Source organism: Pseudomonas veronii (assembly GCF_001439695.1).
Classification (GTDB): Bacteria; Pseudomonadota; Gammaproteobacteria; order Pseudomonadales; family Pseudomonadaceae; genus Aquipseudomonas; species Aquipseudomonas veronii.
Window position 1 is genome coordinate 61860 of record NZ_JYLL01000019.1, and the last position, 15663, is coordinate 77522.

The 15663-nt window shown below is 62.9% G+C and carries 13 protein-coding genes and 1 pseudogene; 3 read left to right on the plus strand and 11 right to left on the minus strand.

Annotation, left to right across the window (positions count from 1 at the left end):
* Window positions 1–217 precede the first annotated feature (217 nt).
* Window positions 218–814: pseudogene (locus TU80_RS34045) on the plus strand (methyl-accepting chemotaxis protein); the annotation flags it as partial.
* Window positions 815–1419: 605 nt separating this feature from the next.
* Here TU80_RS34045 and TU80_RS20970 read toward each other — a convergent pair.
* Genes TU80_RS20970 through TU80_RS20985 form a run of 4 tightly spaced genes read right to left on the minus strand, consistent with a single transcriptional unit; the run spans window position 1420 to window position 5505 of the window.
* Window positions 1420–1788, minus strand: coding sequence for a glyoxalase superfamily protein (locus tag TU80_RS20970; RefSeq protein ID WP_017847743.1), 369 nt, complete (start codon window positions 1786–1788; stop codon window positions 1420–1422).
* A gap of 29 nt (window positions 1789–1817) precedes the next feature.
* Complete coding sequence (locus TU80_RS20975; protein WP_057005290.1) at window positions 1818–3281, minus strand: N-acyl-D-amino-acid deacylase family protein; 1464 nt, start codon at window positions 3279–3281, stop codon at window positions 1818–1820.
* A 1-nt stretch (window position 3282) separates the two neighbouring features.
* A complete protein-coding gene (locus TU80_RS20980) occupies window positions 3283–4143 on the minus strand; it encodes a MurR/RpiR family transcriptional regulator (RefSeq protein WP_057005291.1) in 861 nt (286 codons plus the stop codon).
* A gap of 12 nt (window positions 4144–4155) precedes the next feature.
* Window positions 4156–5505: a GntT/GntP/DsdX family permease gene (locus tag TU80_RS20985; protein WP_234427189.1), complete on the minus strand. Its 1350-nt coding sequence runs from the start codon at window positions 5503–5505 to the stop codon at window positions 4156–4158.
* 248 nt (window positions 5506–5753) lie between these two features.
* On the opposite strand from TU80_RS20985, the gene TU80_RS20990 reads away from it, so the two are divergent.
* A complete protein-coding gene (locus tag TU80_RS20990) occupies window positions 5754–6134 on the plus strand; it encodes a lysozyme inhibitor LprI family protein (protein WP_017847739.1) in 381 nt (126 codons plus the stop codon).
* Between the two features lie 132 nt (window positions 6135–6266).
* On the opposite strand, the gene TU80_RS20995 is transcribed toward TU80_RS20990, so the two are convergent.
* The 5 genes from TU80_RS20995 to TU80_RS21015 all read right to left on the minus strand — a co-directional run bounded on the left by TU80_RS20995 (window position 6267) and on the right by TU80_RS21015 (window position 11331).
* On the minus strand, window positions 6267–7712 hold the full coding sequence (locus TU80_RS20995) for a SulP family inorganic anion transporter (RefSeq protein WP_046382084.1): 1446 nt from the start codon (window positions 7710–7712) through the stop codon (window positions 6267–6269).
* 215 nt (window positions 7713–7927) lie between these two features.
* A complete protein-coding gene (locus tag TU80_RS21000) occupies window positions 7928–8821 on the minus strand; it encodes an NAD-dependent epimerase/dehydratase family protein (protein WP_057005293.1) in 894 nt (297 codons plus the stop codon).
* Between the two features lie 103 nt (window positions 8822–8924).
* Window positions 8925–9821: a LysR family transcriptional regulator gene (locus TU80_RS21005; protein ID WP_017847736.1), complete on the minus strand. Its 897-nt coding sequence runs from the start codon at window positions 9819–9821 to the stop codon at window positions 8925–8927.
* 30 nt (window positions 9822–9851) lie between these two features.
* Complete coding sequence (gene mdaB, locus TU80_RS21010) at window positions 9852–10442, minus strand: NADPH:quinone oxidoreductase MdaB (protein WP_046382082.1); 591 nt, start codon at window positions 10440–10442, stop codon at window positions 9852–9854.
* Window positions 10443–10566: 124 nt separating this feature from the next.
* Window positions 10567–11331 (minus strand): sulfite exporter TauE/SafE family protein, encoded by a 765-nt coding sequence (locus TU80_RS21015; protein WP_057005294.1) that lies wholly within the window; start codon window positions 11329–11331, stop codon window positions 10567–10569.
* A gap of 184 nt (window positions 11332–11515) precedes the next feature.
* Here TU80_RS21015 and TU80_RS21020 point away from each other — a divergent pair, with 184 nt between their 5' ends.
* The gene (locus tag TU80_RS21020) at window positions 11516–12412 is read left to right on the plus strand and encodes a LysR substrate-binding domain-containing protein (protein WP_057005295.1); all 897 of its coding nucleotides are present in this window, start codon (window positions 11516–11518) and stop codon (window positions 12410–12412) included.
* On the opposite strand, the gene TU80_RS21025 is transcribed toward TU80_RS21020, so the two are convergent.
* A complete protein-coding gene (locus TU80_RS21025) occupies window positions 12358–13764 on the minus strand; it encodes an amino acid permease (RefSeq protein ID WP_057005296.1) in 1407 nt (468 codons plus the stop codon). The two genes, TU80_RS21020 and TU80_RS21025, sit on opposite strands and share 55 nt — an antisense overlap.
* A 636-nt stretch (window positions 13765–14400) precedes the next feature.
* Window positions 14401–15651, minus strand: coding sequence for a kynureninase (gene kynU, locus TU80_RS21030; protein WP_057005297.1), 1251 nt, complete (start codon window positions 15649–15651; stop codon window positions 14401–14403).
* Between the last annotated feature and the right edge of the window lie 12 nt (window positions 15652–15663).

Genomic DNA, 15663 nt, shown 5'->3' on the forward strand with positions numbered 1-15663 from the left:
CCAGATCGCCAGCGCCGCCGAAGAGTTGTCGGCCGTGACCGAACAGACCAGTGCCGGGGTGAACAGCCAGAAGATCGAGACCGATCAAGTCGCCACCGCCATGCACGAAATGACCGCCACCGTGCAGGAAGTCGCACGCAACGCCGAGCAAGCCTCCCGGGCCGCTGCCGATGCCGATGGCCAAGCCCGCGCAGGCGACAAGGTGGTGGCCGAAGCCATCGCCCAGATCGAACGCCTGGCCGCCGAAGTGGCGCGTTCCACCGACGCCATGAGCCATCTGCAACAAGAGAGCAACAAAATCGGCAGCGTGATGGACGTGATCAAGGCCGTGGCCGAGCAGACCAACCTGCTCGCGCTCAACGCCGCGATTGAAGCAGCGCGTGCCGGTGAAGCCGGTCGCGGCTTTGCCGTCGTCGCCGACGAAGTGCGTGGCCTGGCCCAGCGCACGCAGAAATCCACCGAAGAAATCGAAGGCCTGGTGGCCGGCTTGCAGAACGGCACCCAGCAGGTGGCCGCGGTGATGAACAACAGCCGCAGCCTCACCGACAGCAGCGTCGAACTGACGCGCAAGGCCGGCGTATCCCTGGAAAACATCACCCGCACGGTGTCGAACATCCAGTCGATGAACCAGCAGATCGCAGCGGCAGCCGAAGAGCAAAGCGCCGTGGCCGAAGAAATCAGCCGCAGCATCATCAACGTGCGTGACGTGTCGGAACAGACCGCCACCGCGAGTGACGAGACGGCCAAGTCGAGTGTGGAACTGGCGCGCTTGGGCAGCCAGTTGCAGCAGATGGTCAGCCACTTCCGGGTGTAAAAACCAAAAAGCCGCCTCGGTCTGCACCGGGGCGGCTCCACTTCTCAGACCTTAGCGGTCATCGAAGCTGTCTCGCAGGAATGTCCATACGTGATAAACACGCAAGGCATTCATGACGAGGTTCCACGCACGTCGTGCAAACTTAGACATACTCGGCCCTCCATGAGTTGGGCCTTACCTCCAGCGCACTTACCGGAACATGTGAGCCTTTGGACGCACGTCAGTGCTCCTGTGAGGCGGCTGGGTTTATGGTCCTCTTGCATGAATCCGGCACGGATTACTAGCCCGTGGCAGTCGGTCCAAAATTAGCGCGCGAACCCAGCCAACCTACCTCACGATGAACGCAGAACGAGGGCGATACTAGCTCAGTCCCCTACGCCAAGGTGTGACAAGCAACGGCCAATTCCCCTTAAAAGTTGTTGCTGTTTTTTGCGGGGCTCAAGTGAAAGACCACCTATCGTCAGGCCTTGCATAAAGCCCCGAAGCGGCAGTAATATCGCCAACACGTCAGTGCTTCCTGTGAGATCGCAACCCCAGCCGCAAACCGGGTTTGCACAAAAAAACCGCCCTACTAAGGCGGTTTTTTATTGCCTGCGATTTACCCCTCAGCCCTCGCCTTCCTCGACAAACACCAGCCGATTGCCAAACGGATCGTGGATGCTCATCTCCCGCGAACCCCAGGGCATTTCTTCAACGCCTGGCTTGGCAAAACGATAGTCCTTGCCCTGCAATTGCTGCTGATAGGCGTCTACACCCTGCGCCTGAATCCGCACCGCCGCACCCGGCGATGCATCGCCATGGTGCTCGGACAAATGCAGCACGCACTCACCCAACGACACCTGCAGGTACAACGGAAAATTCGCCTCGAAGCGATGCTGCCAATCGACCTTGAACCCAAGGAAGTCGACATAAAACTCCAACGCCTTGGCCTCGTCGAAAATCCGCAGGATGGGGGTGACTTTTCCTAAGTGCATGGCAACCGCTCCGTGTGTAAGAGCGCCCACTATAGAGTCGAAAACCCAGCCCGCAAATCCCCACTGCGCGCCAGGAACCGCCCCGGCCGCTGACCATTCGACTGCCCGTCGCTGTAGCTCAACACGCCGTTGACCCACACGCCATCAATCCCTTCTGCCGCCTGCTGCGGCGCCTTGAAATCCGCCACATCGCGCACGCGCAGCGGATCGAACAGCACCAAGTCGGCCCAGTGCCCTACACGGATTTCGCCCCGCTCCGACAAGCCGAACCGCGCCGCCGACAAGCCGGTCATCTTATGCACCGCCGTGTGCAGCGGGAACAGCCCGACGTCCCGACTGAAGTGACCCAACACCCGTGGAAACGCGCCCCACAAGCGCGGATGCGGGAACGGATCTTCGGGCAACCCATCCGACCCGACCATCGACAGCGGATGCGCGAGGATACGGCGCACATCCGCTTCGTCCATGCCGTAATACACCGCCCCCGCCGGTTGCAGGCGACGGGCCGCGTCCATCAGCGAAACATCCCACTCGGCGGCGATCGCCTGCAAGTCGCGCCCGCCCATTTCCGGGTGCGCTGTCGACCAGGTGATGGTGATGCGGAACGCATCGGTGACTTGCTTGAGATCCAGGGTCGAAGAACTCGCCGCATAGGGATAACAATCACACCCCACCGGATGGGTTTTCGCCGCCTGCTCCAGCGCCGCCAACAGCTGCGGACTACGCCCCCAGTTACCCGCGCCGGCACATTTGAGGTGGGAAATGATCACCGGCACCTGAGCATGCCGACCGATCAGAAACGCCTCGTCCATGGCCGCCAGCACCGGCTCGAACTCACTGCGCAGATGGGTGGTGTACACCGCGCCAAACGCCGTCAGTTCTTCGCTCAGTTGCAGCACTTCATCGGTCTCGGCATTGAACGCGCTGGCGTAGGCCAGGCCGGTGGATAAGCCAAGGGCGCCATCCTCCAGGCTTTCGCGCAACTGCACGCGCATCGCGGCGATTTCATCGAAAGTGGCGCTGCGATGCAGGTCGTCCATATGGTTGCTGCGCAGCGCCGTGTGGCCGATCAGCGCCGCGACGTTGACCGCCGGCTGGGCGCGTTCCACGGCGGCGCGGTAATCGGCAAAACGCGGATAGGTGAACGCTTCACGCGGGCCCAACAGGTTCATCGGGTCCGGCGGCTCAGCGCGCAAACTCACCGGCGAGGCGCTGATACCGCAGTTGCCGACAATCACCGTGGTCACCCCCTGGCTGAGCTTGGGCAGCATCTGCGGCTGACGGATCACCACCGTGTCATCGTGGGTGTGTACATCGATAAACCCCGGCGCCAACACCCGGCCGCGGGCGTCGATCACGTGCGTGGCCAGCGCGGCCGACAAGTCGCCGATCGCCTCGATACGCCCGTCGCGCAGCCCCACATCGGCGACATACCCAGGCGTGTTGCGGCCATCCATGATCAGCGCCTGGCGGATCAGCGTGTCGTACTGCATATCAGTCTCCCAGCGGCAGGCTGTCGGGCCCGCCGCGATAGTCGTCGAGGGCCAGCTTGATGCGGCGCAGGCGTTCCTGGTTGTCGTCCGGCATGGCCAGCGCCAGCTCGGTGGCGAGCAGGTCGATGGCCAGCAGCATGCCGTAGCGCGCCGCCGTGGGTTTGTAGATGAAGCTGGTTTCGGCCGGTTGCAGCGCCAGCACCACATCCGCCAGCCCGGCCAGGGGTGAAGCGGCCAGGGTGATGGCGACGATGGGCGTGTCGTAGTTGCGCGCCAGGGCCACCACGTCCAGCAACTCCGGGGTGAGGCCGCTGAGCGAACAAACGATCAGCGCCTGCTCGGGCCCCAGCGTCGCCGCCGTGACGCGCATCATCACCGGGTCATGGCAGGCGGCAATCGGATAGCCCAGGCGCACCAGACGCACTTGCAACTCATCGCTGCACAGGCTCGACGGGCCGCCCATGCCGAACGCGTGGATCATGCGCGCCTTGCCCAGCAGGCTGACCGCATCGACGAAGCCGGCCTGATCGAACCCCGACAAGTGCTGGCGCAACGTCGCTTCGATATCGCCGAGAATCTGCCGATGAAACCCCGACTGCTCAGGCTTGCCCGCCGGGTCGAGGAAGCGGCTGCCCACGCCACTGGCCTGGGCCAGTTGCAGGCGCAAGTCACGCAAATCCCGGCACCCGACGCTGCGCGCAAACCGCGACAACGTGGCGGTGCTGACCTCGGCGCGTTGGGACAACGCCTCCAGGCTAGCCGACGCGGCAAAGCCCACGTCATCGAGCATCAGCTTGGCGATACGCCCTTCGCCGGCACTGAAAGACGCCTGGCGGGCGCGGATCTGGTAGAGGATGTCCATGGAGGCTCCGGGTTACAGGACGCAGGACAGACCATACGTCAGACCGAAGGCGACCAGCGAAATCAGGGTCTCCAATACGGTCCAGGTCTTGAAGGTCTGGATCACAGTCATATTGAAGTATTCCTTGATCAGCCAGAAGCCGCCGTCGTTGACGTGGGAAAAGATCACCGAACCCGCCCCGGTCGCCAGCACCAGCAATTCAGGGTGTGGATAACCCAGGCCCAGCGCAACCGGCGCAACCACCCCGGAAGCGGTGGTCATGGCCACGGTGGCCGAGCCGGTGGCGATACGCATCAACGCGGCGAACAACCAGCCCATCACCAGCGGCGACAGGTTGAACGCATGGGCCAGGCCGAGGATTTCGTTGGTCACGCCGGCGTCCACCAGAATCCGGTTCAACCCGCCGCCCGCGCCCACCAGCAAGGTGATACTCGCGGTCGGCGCCAGGCATTCGTTGGTGAACTTGAGGATCGACTCGCGGTTGAAACCCTGCGCCAGGCCGAGGGTCCAGAAACTCACCAGGGTCGCCACCAGCAGCGCGATCACCGAGTTGCCGATAAACAACAGGAACTGGTTGAAACCGCTGCCGGGCGTGGAAATCAGATTGGCCCAGCCGCCGATCATCATCAGCACCACCGGCAACAGAATGGTGCCCATGGTCAGGGCGAAACTCGGCAAACGGCTGCGTGGCTCGCGCTCGATGAACTGGCGCTCCAGCGGGTTTTCCGCTGGCAGGTGAATGTGCGGCACGATGAACTTGGCGTACAGCGGGCCGGCGATGATCGCCGTGGGAATGCCGATCAAAATCGCATAGAGCACGGTCTGCCCGACCGAGGCGTTATACGCCAGCACCGCCATCATCGCCGCCGGGTGCGGCGGCACCAGCGCATGCACCACCGACAGGCCGGCGACCATCGGCAAGCCGACCATCAGGATCGACACCCCCACACGCCGCGCCACGGTAAAGGCGATCGGCACCAGCAACACAAAACCGACCTCGAAAAACAGCGGCAGCCCCACCAGAAAGGCAATGCACACCATCGCCCAATGGGCGTTGCGCTCGCCGAACCGGTTGATCAGCGTGCGTGCCACCTGCTCGGCGCCGCCGGATTCAGCCATCATCTTGCCGAGCATGGTGCCCAGCGCGACCACCAGGGCGATATGCCCCAGGGTTTTGCCGACGCCCGCTTCGTAGGAGCCCATGATGGTGTCCGCCGGCATCCCGGCCATCAGCGCCAGGCCGATGGACACCAGGGTGATGACGATAAACGGGTTGAGTCGGTAACGTGCAATCAGCACGATCAAAGCAATGATGGCGATGGCGGCGTATGCCAATAGCCCGAAGCCCGGTGATGCGGCCATGCGGTACTCCTCGGAAAGGGTCACGTCGAATTGGTTGTGAAACTCATAAATCATTACCGAGGAGCATTTTCAATTTTTATGAAAGTAATTTTCGCCCACAGATAAGCGCTGTCGCGTTGGGACATGCCCAACGGCCGCGCATGAAAATTCGGGGGGTGTTCTTACATCAAAATCAGAAAAGACCGGAAACTCAACGCGCACGCTTGAGTCTTAAAATGCGCCCCCACGAACATCCAGGACACTCGATCATGACCCGCACCTCTCTCACCGCCTGCGCCCTGCTGCTCGCCCTGTGCGGCAGCGCGTCGGCCGCCGACAACGCCGCACTGAAGAAATGCATGGACAGCGCCAACACGACCGTGGACATGGTCAAGTGCAACACCCAGCAGGCCAAGGTGCAGGACAAACGCCTGAACACCGCCTACCAGACCGCCCTCGCCGCCCAGGAAGGCGCGCGCAAGCAGCAATTGCAGGACGTGCAGCGCCTGTGGATCAAATACCGCGACGCCAATTGCGCCTTTGCCGGCAGTGCCACCGGCGGCAGCATCGATCAGGTCAACGGCTCCGCCTGTGTGCTGGACATGACCCAGACCCGCGCCCAGGAACTGGAAGACCTGGTCGGGCCGTAATGAATGAAAACCCTCGCCCTCCCGTAGGAGCGAACTTGCTCGCGAAAATCGTCAACGATGACGCGTGTTGTCTGGATAGACGCGGCGCTCTCGGGTTTTTCGCGAGCAAGCTCGCTCCTACAGGGGTTGCGGTCAGTCGTGATGGACCTTGGCGCGCTTGAGCAGCTTCTTGCAGCGCTCGGACAAATGCAGCACGCGCAGATGCTTGCCGGCCTTGCTGTAACGCTCGCGCAAGGTCATCAGCGCGGCAATCGCGGAGTAGTCGACAACGCTCAGGTGGCGGCAATCCAGCGTCACCGCGGCCGGGTCGTTGGCCGGGTCGAATTGATTCAAAAACGGCGTGGTCGAGGCAAAGAACAACGTGCCATGCACGCGGTAGAGTTTGCTGCCGTCCGCTTCCAGATATTCATCGGCGTACAGTTCACGCGCCTGTTGCCAGGCGAAGTTCAGCGCCGCGATCACGATCCCGCAGAGCACCGCCGTGGCCAGGTCGGTGAACACGGTGATCACGGTCACCGCAATGATCACCAGCACGTCATTGAGCGGCACCTTGTTGATCACCCGCAGCGACGCCCAGGCGAAGGTCTGCTGCGACACCACGAACATCACCCCGACCAGCGCCGCCAGCGGAATGCGCTCGATCAGCGGTGACAGAAACAGAATGAACAACAGGATCATCACCCCAGCCAAGACCCCGGACAAACGCCCGCGCCCGCCGGAGCTGAGGTTGATCACGGTTTGCCCGATCATCGCGCAACCGCCCATGCCGCCGAACAGGCCCGAGACCATATTCGCCGCGCCCAGGGCCATGCTTTCGCGGTCGGGGTAGCCGCGGCTCTCGGTGATTTCGTCGGTGAGGTTGAGGGTCAACAGGGTTTCCAGCAGGCCGACCATTGCCATCAGAAACGCGTAGGGCGCGATGATGCCGAGGGTATCCAGGCTCCAGGGGATCTGCGGCAGTGCGAAGCTCGGCAGGCCACCGGCGATGTGGGCCATGTCGCCCAGCGTGCGCGTCGGCAAGCCCAGCAGGTACACCGCCAGGCCCACGCCGAGGATCGCCACCAGGGCGGGCGGCACGGCACGGGTCAGGCGCGGCAACAGGTAGACAATGGCCATGGTCACCAGCACCAGGCCGCTCATCACATACAGCGGCGTGCCGCTGAGCCAGGTATCACCGCTCTTGAAATGCTCCAACTGCGCCAAGGCAATGATGATCGCCAGGCCGTTGACGAACCCCAGCATCACCGGGTGCGGCACCATCCGCACCAGCTTGCCCAGGCGCAGCAGGCCGAAGACCAGCATGATCAGCCCGCCCAGCAGCACCGTCGCGAGCAAATACTCCACCCCGTGTTGCACCACCAGCGCGACGATCACCACCGCCATCGACCCTGCGGCGCCAGAGACCATCCCCGGCCGCCCGCCGAACAATGCCGTGAGGGTGCAGATGATGAACGCGCCGTAGAGCCCCATCAGCGGGTTGAGATGCGCCACCAGGGCAAAGGCGATGCACTCGGGCAGCAAGGCAAAAGACGTGGTGAGGCCGGCCAGGGCGTCGGCGCGAAGACGGGTGAGGTTCATGAGGTACCGGGCATTGCGGGGAATAAGGCAGGGAATGGTACGGAAATGCGGGCGGTGGGGCCAGTGAAGCGTCAGGGCAGATTGACCGGGATGCCCCGTTCGCGGGCAAGCCCACTCCCATGGTTTGATCGGTGCACCCGTTATCGAGGTGTGAACACCGTCAAATGTGGGAGTGGGCTTGCCCGCGAAGGGTGCACCACGGTCTCACGCCGACATCAGACCATTTCGCGGCGAATCCACTCCACCACCGACGTGCGCTTGGGCGCCCACCCCAACAATTCACGGGCATGCTTGCCGCGCACCCGGCTGTTGGAACCCAGGCCGTAGTTGGCCATTTCATAGCCCCATTCGGCTTCTGCGTCGGCCAACGGCCAGTCCTGCGGCTTGCCCAGGTTCAGGGCTTCGGCGATGGCGGTGGTCATGTCGATGAACGCCGCTTCACCGCTTTCCACGAAGTAGAACGTGCCCGGCACATTCTTCTCCAGCGCCAGCAGATAGAGCGCGACCACATCCTCGATATGCACATTGGACCAGATGTTCTGCCCCGTGCCGACATGGCGCACCACCCCGCTCTTGCGCGCCTGCTTGAGCAAGCGCGGCAGTTGCACGCTGTCGCGCTTCACGCCCAGGCTGTGGCCGTAGATCAGGGTGTTGCAGATCACCGCCGAGTTCACCCCGTCTTGGGCGGCCGCCAGGATCAGGTTGTCGATGGCGACACGTGCGGCCTTGTCGACGGTCGGTTCCGGCAGGTGGTCTTCGAAGTAGATGACATCGCTGGCCTTGCCGCCCGATGCATCGCCGACGATGCTCGAACCGCTGGTGTGCAGGAACGGTTTGTTCGAACCTTTCAAGGCGGCCAACAGCGTTTCCACCGCCGCGCGATGGTCGCTGCTGGCGGCGTTGATCACCGCGTCGGCCTGCCTGGCCTGTTCGGTCAACACCGCACGGTCGTCCAGGGTGCCGATGACCGGGGTGATGCCCAGGGCCGTCATCTCGGCGGCTTGATCGGCGCTGCGCACCAGGCCCGTCACATGGTGGCCGGCCTTGACCAGGCCGGTGGCGATGGAGCCGCCGATAAATCCGGCGGCGCCGGTAACGAATACGTTCATGGAGGTCTCTCCTGACTGAGTAAGTGATGGGCCCAGTATCAAGCCCCCATCCCTGGCGAATAAGACCGTGTTGCCCAATTCAATCTTGCGCGCAGGTCACGAATCAGCAGGCGTACCGCGCCAGCTTGGCCTGGATGAAGTCCAGGAAGCATTGGATGCGCAAGGCCAGTTGCGAGTTGCGGTAAAACACCGCGTGGATCGGCTGGCGATAACCGCTGTTGAAGGCTTCCAGCAGCGGCACCAGGCGCCCGGCGTCGATGTCGTCGCTGGTCATGAAGTTCGACAGGCAGCCAATGCCCTGCCCTTCGAGCGCCAGCTGGCGCACGGTTTCACCGCTGGACGCGGCAATGCCGGGCTCGATCAGCCAGCGGTCACCCGCCACGTGGCGCAACGGCCAGTGGTTGAGCGTCTCGGTCTGGGTGAAGCCGAGCAAGGTGTGCTCGGCCAACTCGGCGACCGTGGTCGGCGTGCCGTACTGCTTGAGGTAAGCGGGGCTGGCGAGGATATGCAGCGGGGTGCAGCCCAGGGACCGCGCATGCAGGGTGGAATCGGCCAGCGCGCCGATGCGAATCGCAATGTCGGTGCTCTGCTCCAACAGGTCGATGATCAAGTCATCACTGTTCAACTCCAGCTGGATCTCTGGGTACAGCCCGCGAAATTCGGCGATGTACGGCACGATCCCATGCAGCATGAACGGCACGGCGGCGTTGATGCGCAAGCGCCCCGCCGGTTTTTTCTGGCGCGACGACAAGCGTTCCTCCAGATCATCCATCTGCGCCAGGATCACCTTGGCCTGTTCGAAGAAGTACTTGCCCTCCTCGGTCAGGTCCATGCGCCGCGTGGTGCGGTTGATCAGCGTGGTGTCGAGCTTGGCTTCCAGGCGCGACAAGGTGCGGCTGACCGCCGACGGCGTCTGCCCGACCTGCTCCGCCGCCGCCGAAATCGAGCCGCACTCAATCACGTTGACGAAGATCTGTAGCTCATCGGATCGGGCTTTCACAGGCTGTCCTCTTTCTCGGTTCAGCGCAGCTTACACCGAGAGGTCGAACACCTGCGCCAGATGCTGCTCGTAGCGCGCCACATCGGCGTCGATGGCCGGGCGCTTCATGACGTCCACGCAGAGGAACGTCGGCAAGGCCGTCATGCCGAGGAACTCATTGGCCTTGTGAAACGCGAAGTACACCGCGTCCACGCCTTTACCCTCAAAGAAATCGCTCGGGTCGTCGAAGGCTTGCTGCGGGGCGTTCCAGGTCAGCGACAACATGTATTGCTTGCCGTGGATCAGGCCGCCGCTGCCGTATTTCTGCGAGGCGTCGGAACGGGTACGGCCATCGCTGGCGTAGAGGCTGCCGTGGCCTTCGGTGAAGACTTCGTCGATGTACTTCTTCACGATCCATGGCGCGCCCATCCACCAGCCGGGCATCTGGTAGATGATCACGTCGGCCCAGAGGAATTTGGCGACCTCTTCGGCGACGTCGTAGCCTTCATCGATATGCGTGACCTTGACGTCGATACCGCCACGGTCGAGCACAGCCACGGCTGCGTCATGCAGGGTGCTGTTGTAGCGACCGTCGGAGTGGGCGAATTTTTTACCGCCGTTGAGCAGCAGGACTTTTTTCATGGGGGGAGCGCCTTGAGATTAAAAATGTCTGAAGGCAGGGTATCGATGTGCCTTGCGTGGAATAAGCCTTGGCGCGGCAAAATACATTTGACTGAAAATCACGAATAAAACTCTATTATTGCCTTTATCCACTGATCAACAGATGCGCGCCCAACAGCGCCATGCCGATAAAAAACACCCGCTTGAACAACACGGCACTGATCCGTTGGCGCAACGCCTGCCCCAGCCACATGCCCAACAAGGCCGGCGCCAGCGCCAACAACGAGGCATTGATCTCACCGCCGCCGAGGCTGCCGCGCCAGGCCAACCCGGCCGCCAGCGCCAGTGTCGACACGCTGAACGACAGCCCCAACGCCTGCACCAACTGATCGCGATTCAACCCCAGCGCTTGCAGATACGGCACCGCCGGAATCACGAAGACGCCGGTGGCCGAGGTGATCAGGCCGGTGACCAGCCCACACACCGGCGCCAACCAACGCTCGGTCGCGGGCGTCACCTTGAATGCGGGCAGGAACAGCCCACTCAACGCATACACCAGCAAGGCCGCGCCCAATGCGCGCACCACCCCGGCGCCACTGCCCATTCCCAGCCACAGCGTGCCCAACCCGGTGCCGAGGACAATCAACAGCAACAGCGGCCACAAGCGCTTGAGCAACACGCTCAAGTGGCCGCCGAAAGCCAGTTGCCAGAGGTTGGTCACCGTCGAAGGGATGATCAGCAACGCCGCAGCCTGCGCCGGCAACATAGCCAGGCCGAGCAAGCCCATGGCGACGGTGGGCAGGCCCAGGCCGATCACACCTTTGACGGTGCCGGCCAGCAGGAAGGTGCCGATCACCAGCAGGGTCAGGGCGGGGCCGAGGTTTTGGTAGAACGCGAGGAAGGTTGTCATCGGCCGAGTGTGGGGCTTTTCGCTGGGCGCGAAAATTCACCATATACTGAGGCAGCCTCTTGTTTTGCATGAGGCTGATGCCGCCATCGCGGGCAAGCCCCCTCCCACTGTTGAAATGCATTCCAAGTGTGGGAGCGGGCTTGCTCGCGATAGCGCCAGTCCAGCGAAAGGAAATCTTCCAGCCATGCACTTTGACCTGATCGACCTGCGCCTCTACCTGCACGTCCTAGATGCCGGCAACATCACCGCCGGCGCCAGCCGCAGCCACTTGTCCCTGGCCGCCGCCAGCGCGCGCATCCGCGCGATGGAAGCTGCGCTCGGGGTTGAATGCCTTGAACGCGGCCGCCGTGGCGTCACGCCGACGGCCGCGGGCCAGGCCTTGGCGCGTCATGCCCGGCTGTTGCTGCAACAGGCCGAGCACCTGCAACAGGACCTGGCGGAATACGCCAACGGCGTCAAAGGCCAGGTGCGCCTGCTGTGCAACACCACCGCCCTCAGCGAATACCTGCCGGAACTGCTGGCGGATTTCCTGCGCGACCACCCCAACCTGGACATCGACCTGCAGGAACTGCCCAGCCTGCGCATCACCCAGGCCTTGCGCCAGGGCACCGCAGACCTCGGGATCATCTCCGACGCGGTGGACACCCACGGCTTGCAGACCCTGGCGTTTCGCGACGATCCGCTGGTGCTGGTCATGCCGCTGGAACATCCGTTGGCGGCAAGTACGGTGAGTTTTATCGACAGCCTGCATTACGACTATGTGGGCCTGGCCGCCCACAGCGCGCTGGCGGTGTACCTGGAAGAACAGGCGTTGCACGCGGGGTTTCGCTTGCACACGCGGATCCGCGCCGAGGGTTTTGACGGCGTGCTGCGCATGGTCGCACGCGGCGCGGGCCTGGGGATCGTGCCCCAGGCGGCGCTGGCGCGCTGGCCGTGGGTGCAGCGCGTCAAGGCCCAGCCGTTGCGAGAAGCTTGGGCCTGTCGAACGCTGCTGTTATGCGCGCGCTCGTTCGAACACCTGCCGGGTTATGCCAGGGCCTTGCTCGACACCTTGGCCCTGCCCTTGCGGAAAAATCCGTAATACACCGCCGACAGAATCAGCAGGAACGGCACGCCGAACACCAAGGTCATCTTGAACGCGTCGGTGAAATACGTGGTGATCATCACCGCGCCCATCAGCACCAGGCCCAGCAGCGTGCTGTAGGGAAACAGGCGCAGCTGGAACGACAACTTCGCCCCGCCATGACGCTTGCGATAACGGCGGAAGAACAGGTGCGTCAGGAAGATCATGAACCAGGTGAAGATCGCGCCGAACATCGAGATCGCCATCATCAGCGTGAACGAGCTTTCCGGGTAGACCACGTTAAGCAAGGTCGCTAGGCCGATGCCCGAGCTGGACAGCAACAAGGCGTTCAGCGGGATGCCGCTCTTGCTCAACGCGCCCATGGACTTGGGCGCAAAGCCGGCGCGGGACAGGCTGAACATCATGCGCGTGGTGATGTAGAGCTGGCTGTTCATCGCCGACAGCGCCGCGATCAGGATCACGAAATTCATCACCCCGGTGGCGCCGGGAATGCCGAGGGTCTGCATCACCGTGACGAACGGGCTCTGCGTCTGCCCGGCCTGGTTCCACGGCACGATGGCCAGCATCAGCGCCAGGGTCAGCAGGTAAAACACCACCAGGCGCACGATGGTCGCGCGAAAGGCTTTCTTCACCGCCTGCTCCGGGTCGGCCGCTTCACCGGCGGCGACGGCGATCATCTCTACGCTCAAGTAGCTGAAGATCGAGACGATCACTGCGATCCACATACCGCTCAAGCCATGCGGGAAAAAGCCGTCGTGGGCCGTGTAGTTCTGCACCCCGTACTGCGGGTTGCCGGAGCCGAACACCACGTACACCGCGAGGAGGATGAAACCGACGATGGCGCTGATCTTGATCGTCGAAAACCAGTATTCGAAGTTGCCGAAGGTTTTCACGCTGATGGCATTGAGCAGGATCAGCACGCTGGAGAACGACACGATCCACACCCACTCCGGCACGTTGGCGAACCAGTACTTCATGTACATCGCCACCGCCGTGACCTCGGCGCCCACCGCCAGCACAATCGCCGCCCAATAGGCGTAGCGCACCAGGAACCCGGCCAGCGGGCTGATGTAGAACTCGGCGTAGGCCCCGAAGGAGCCGGAGGTGGAATGGGCCACCGTCATCTCCGCCAGGCAGCCCATCAGCAGCAAGGTGATCAACGCTCCGATAGCGTAACTCAGCAGCACGCTGGGCCCGGCATAACCGATGGCATAGGCGCTGCCCATGAACAGCCCGGTGCCGATGGCGCCACCGATGGCGATCATGCTCATCTGGCCGGAAGAGAGCTGGCGCCTCAGGCCCAGTTCGCGGTGGGTGATTTCTGCAAAGCCGTCGTTTGGCGTGGTCACGTGGTGTGCCCCTTATTGTTGTGATTGCACGATTTGTCTGTTGCCGCAGATCCTCTGTGGGAGGGGGCTTGCTGGTGATAGCAGTCGTTCAGTTGATACCTTAGGTGACTGACCCGCCGCCATCGGGGGCAAGCCCCCTCCCACATTGAGCCTGCGTCAGGCACTCAATGGATGAACACCGCAGCCCCATATAGCAGTCTTTCGGTCGATACCTAGGTGACTGATCCGCCGCCATCGGGGGCAAGCCCCCTCTCACATTGAGCCTGCGTCAGACACTCAGTGGATGAACACCGCAGACCCCATATAGCAGTCTTTCAGTCGATACCTCGGTGACTGATCCGCCGCCATCGGGGGCAAGCCCCCTCCCACATTGAGCCTGCGTCAGGCACTCAGTGGATGAACACCGCAGACCCCATATAGCAGTCTTTCAGTCGATACCTCGGTGACTGATCCGCCGCCATCGGGGGCAAGCCCCCTCCCACATTGAGCCTGCGTCAGGCACTCAATGGATGAACACCGCAGACCCCATGTGGGAGGGGGCTTGCCCCCGATGGCGGTGTGTCGGTCGCCGGATTCACACGCTGATACAGCGCTATCGGGAGCAAGCTCCCTCCCCCCATTGTTGTCTGTGTTTATTCAAGTGACGCTGTTACGGACCTTGAATTGCGCCTGGTCCCAGGTGCGGTTGTCGAGGATCTCACCGAGGATTTCCACGGCGTCCCACACTTCGGTAAAGCAGGTGTACAGCGGCGTAAAACCAAAACGCATGATGCGCGGCTCGCGGTAGTCGCCAATCACTCCACGGGCAATCAGTGCCTGGATCACCGCATAACCTTCAGGGTGTTCGAAACTCACATGACTGCCGCGTCTGGCGTGCTCGCGCGGGGTGATCAACACCAGGCCATGGGCGGCGCAGCGGGCTTCGACCAGTGCGATAAACAGGTCGGTCAAGGCCAGGGATTTACTGCGCAGGCTGGCCATGTCGGTCTGTTCGAAAATCTCCAGGCCGCACTCCACCATGGCCAGCGAGGTGATCGACTGGGTGCCGCACAGGTAACGGGCGATGCCGGCACTCGGTGCATAACGCGTCTCCATGGCGAACTGCCGGGTATGCCCGAACCAGCCCGACAACGGCTGGCGCACCACGTCCACCAGCGCCGGGTTGACCCACACGAACGCCTGGGAACCAGGGCCGCCATTGAGGTATTTGTAGGTGCAACCGATCGCATAATCGGCGCCGGCCTGGTGCAGGTCGATGGGCACCGCACCTGCCGAATGCGCCAGGTCCCAGAGGCTCAGCGCGCCGCACTCGTGGCTCAACGTGGTGAGCGCGTGCATGTCGTACATGTAGCCGGTCTTGTAGTTGACGTGGGTGAGCATCACCACCGCCACGTCCGGGTCGATGGCCTGGGGCAGTTCGTCCGGGCTGTTGACCAGGCGCAGCGAATAGCCCTGTTGCAGCAGTTCGGCGAGGCCTTCGGCGATGTACAGGTCGGTGGGGAAGTTGCTCGCTTCGCTGACGATCACCTTGCGCTGCGGCGCGCGTTGGCGCTGCACGCTCAAGGCGGCGCTGAGCACCTTGAACAGGTTGATGGAAGTGGTATCGGTGATCACCACTTCGCCCTCCCCCGCGCCGATCAACGGTGCCAGGCGATTACCCAGGCGCTGGGACAAGTCCGCCCAACCCGCGCTGTTCCAGCTGCGAATCAAGCCATTGCCCCACTCCTCGGCGATCACCTGCTGCGCCCGCGCAAGCGCGGCCACCGGACGTGCGCCGAGGGAGTTACCGTCGAGGTAGATCACCCCCTGCGGCAAGGCGAACTGGTGACGCAGCGGCGCCAACCGGTCCTGGTCGTCAAGGGCTTGGCAATGGCTTCGAGTGATCATGGGCTGTCCTGG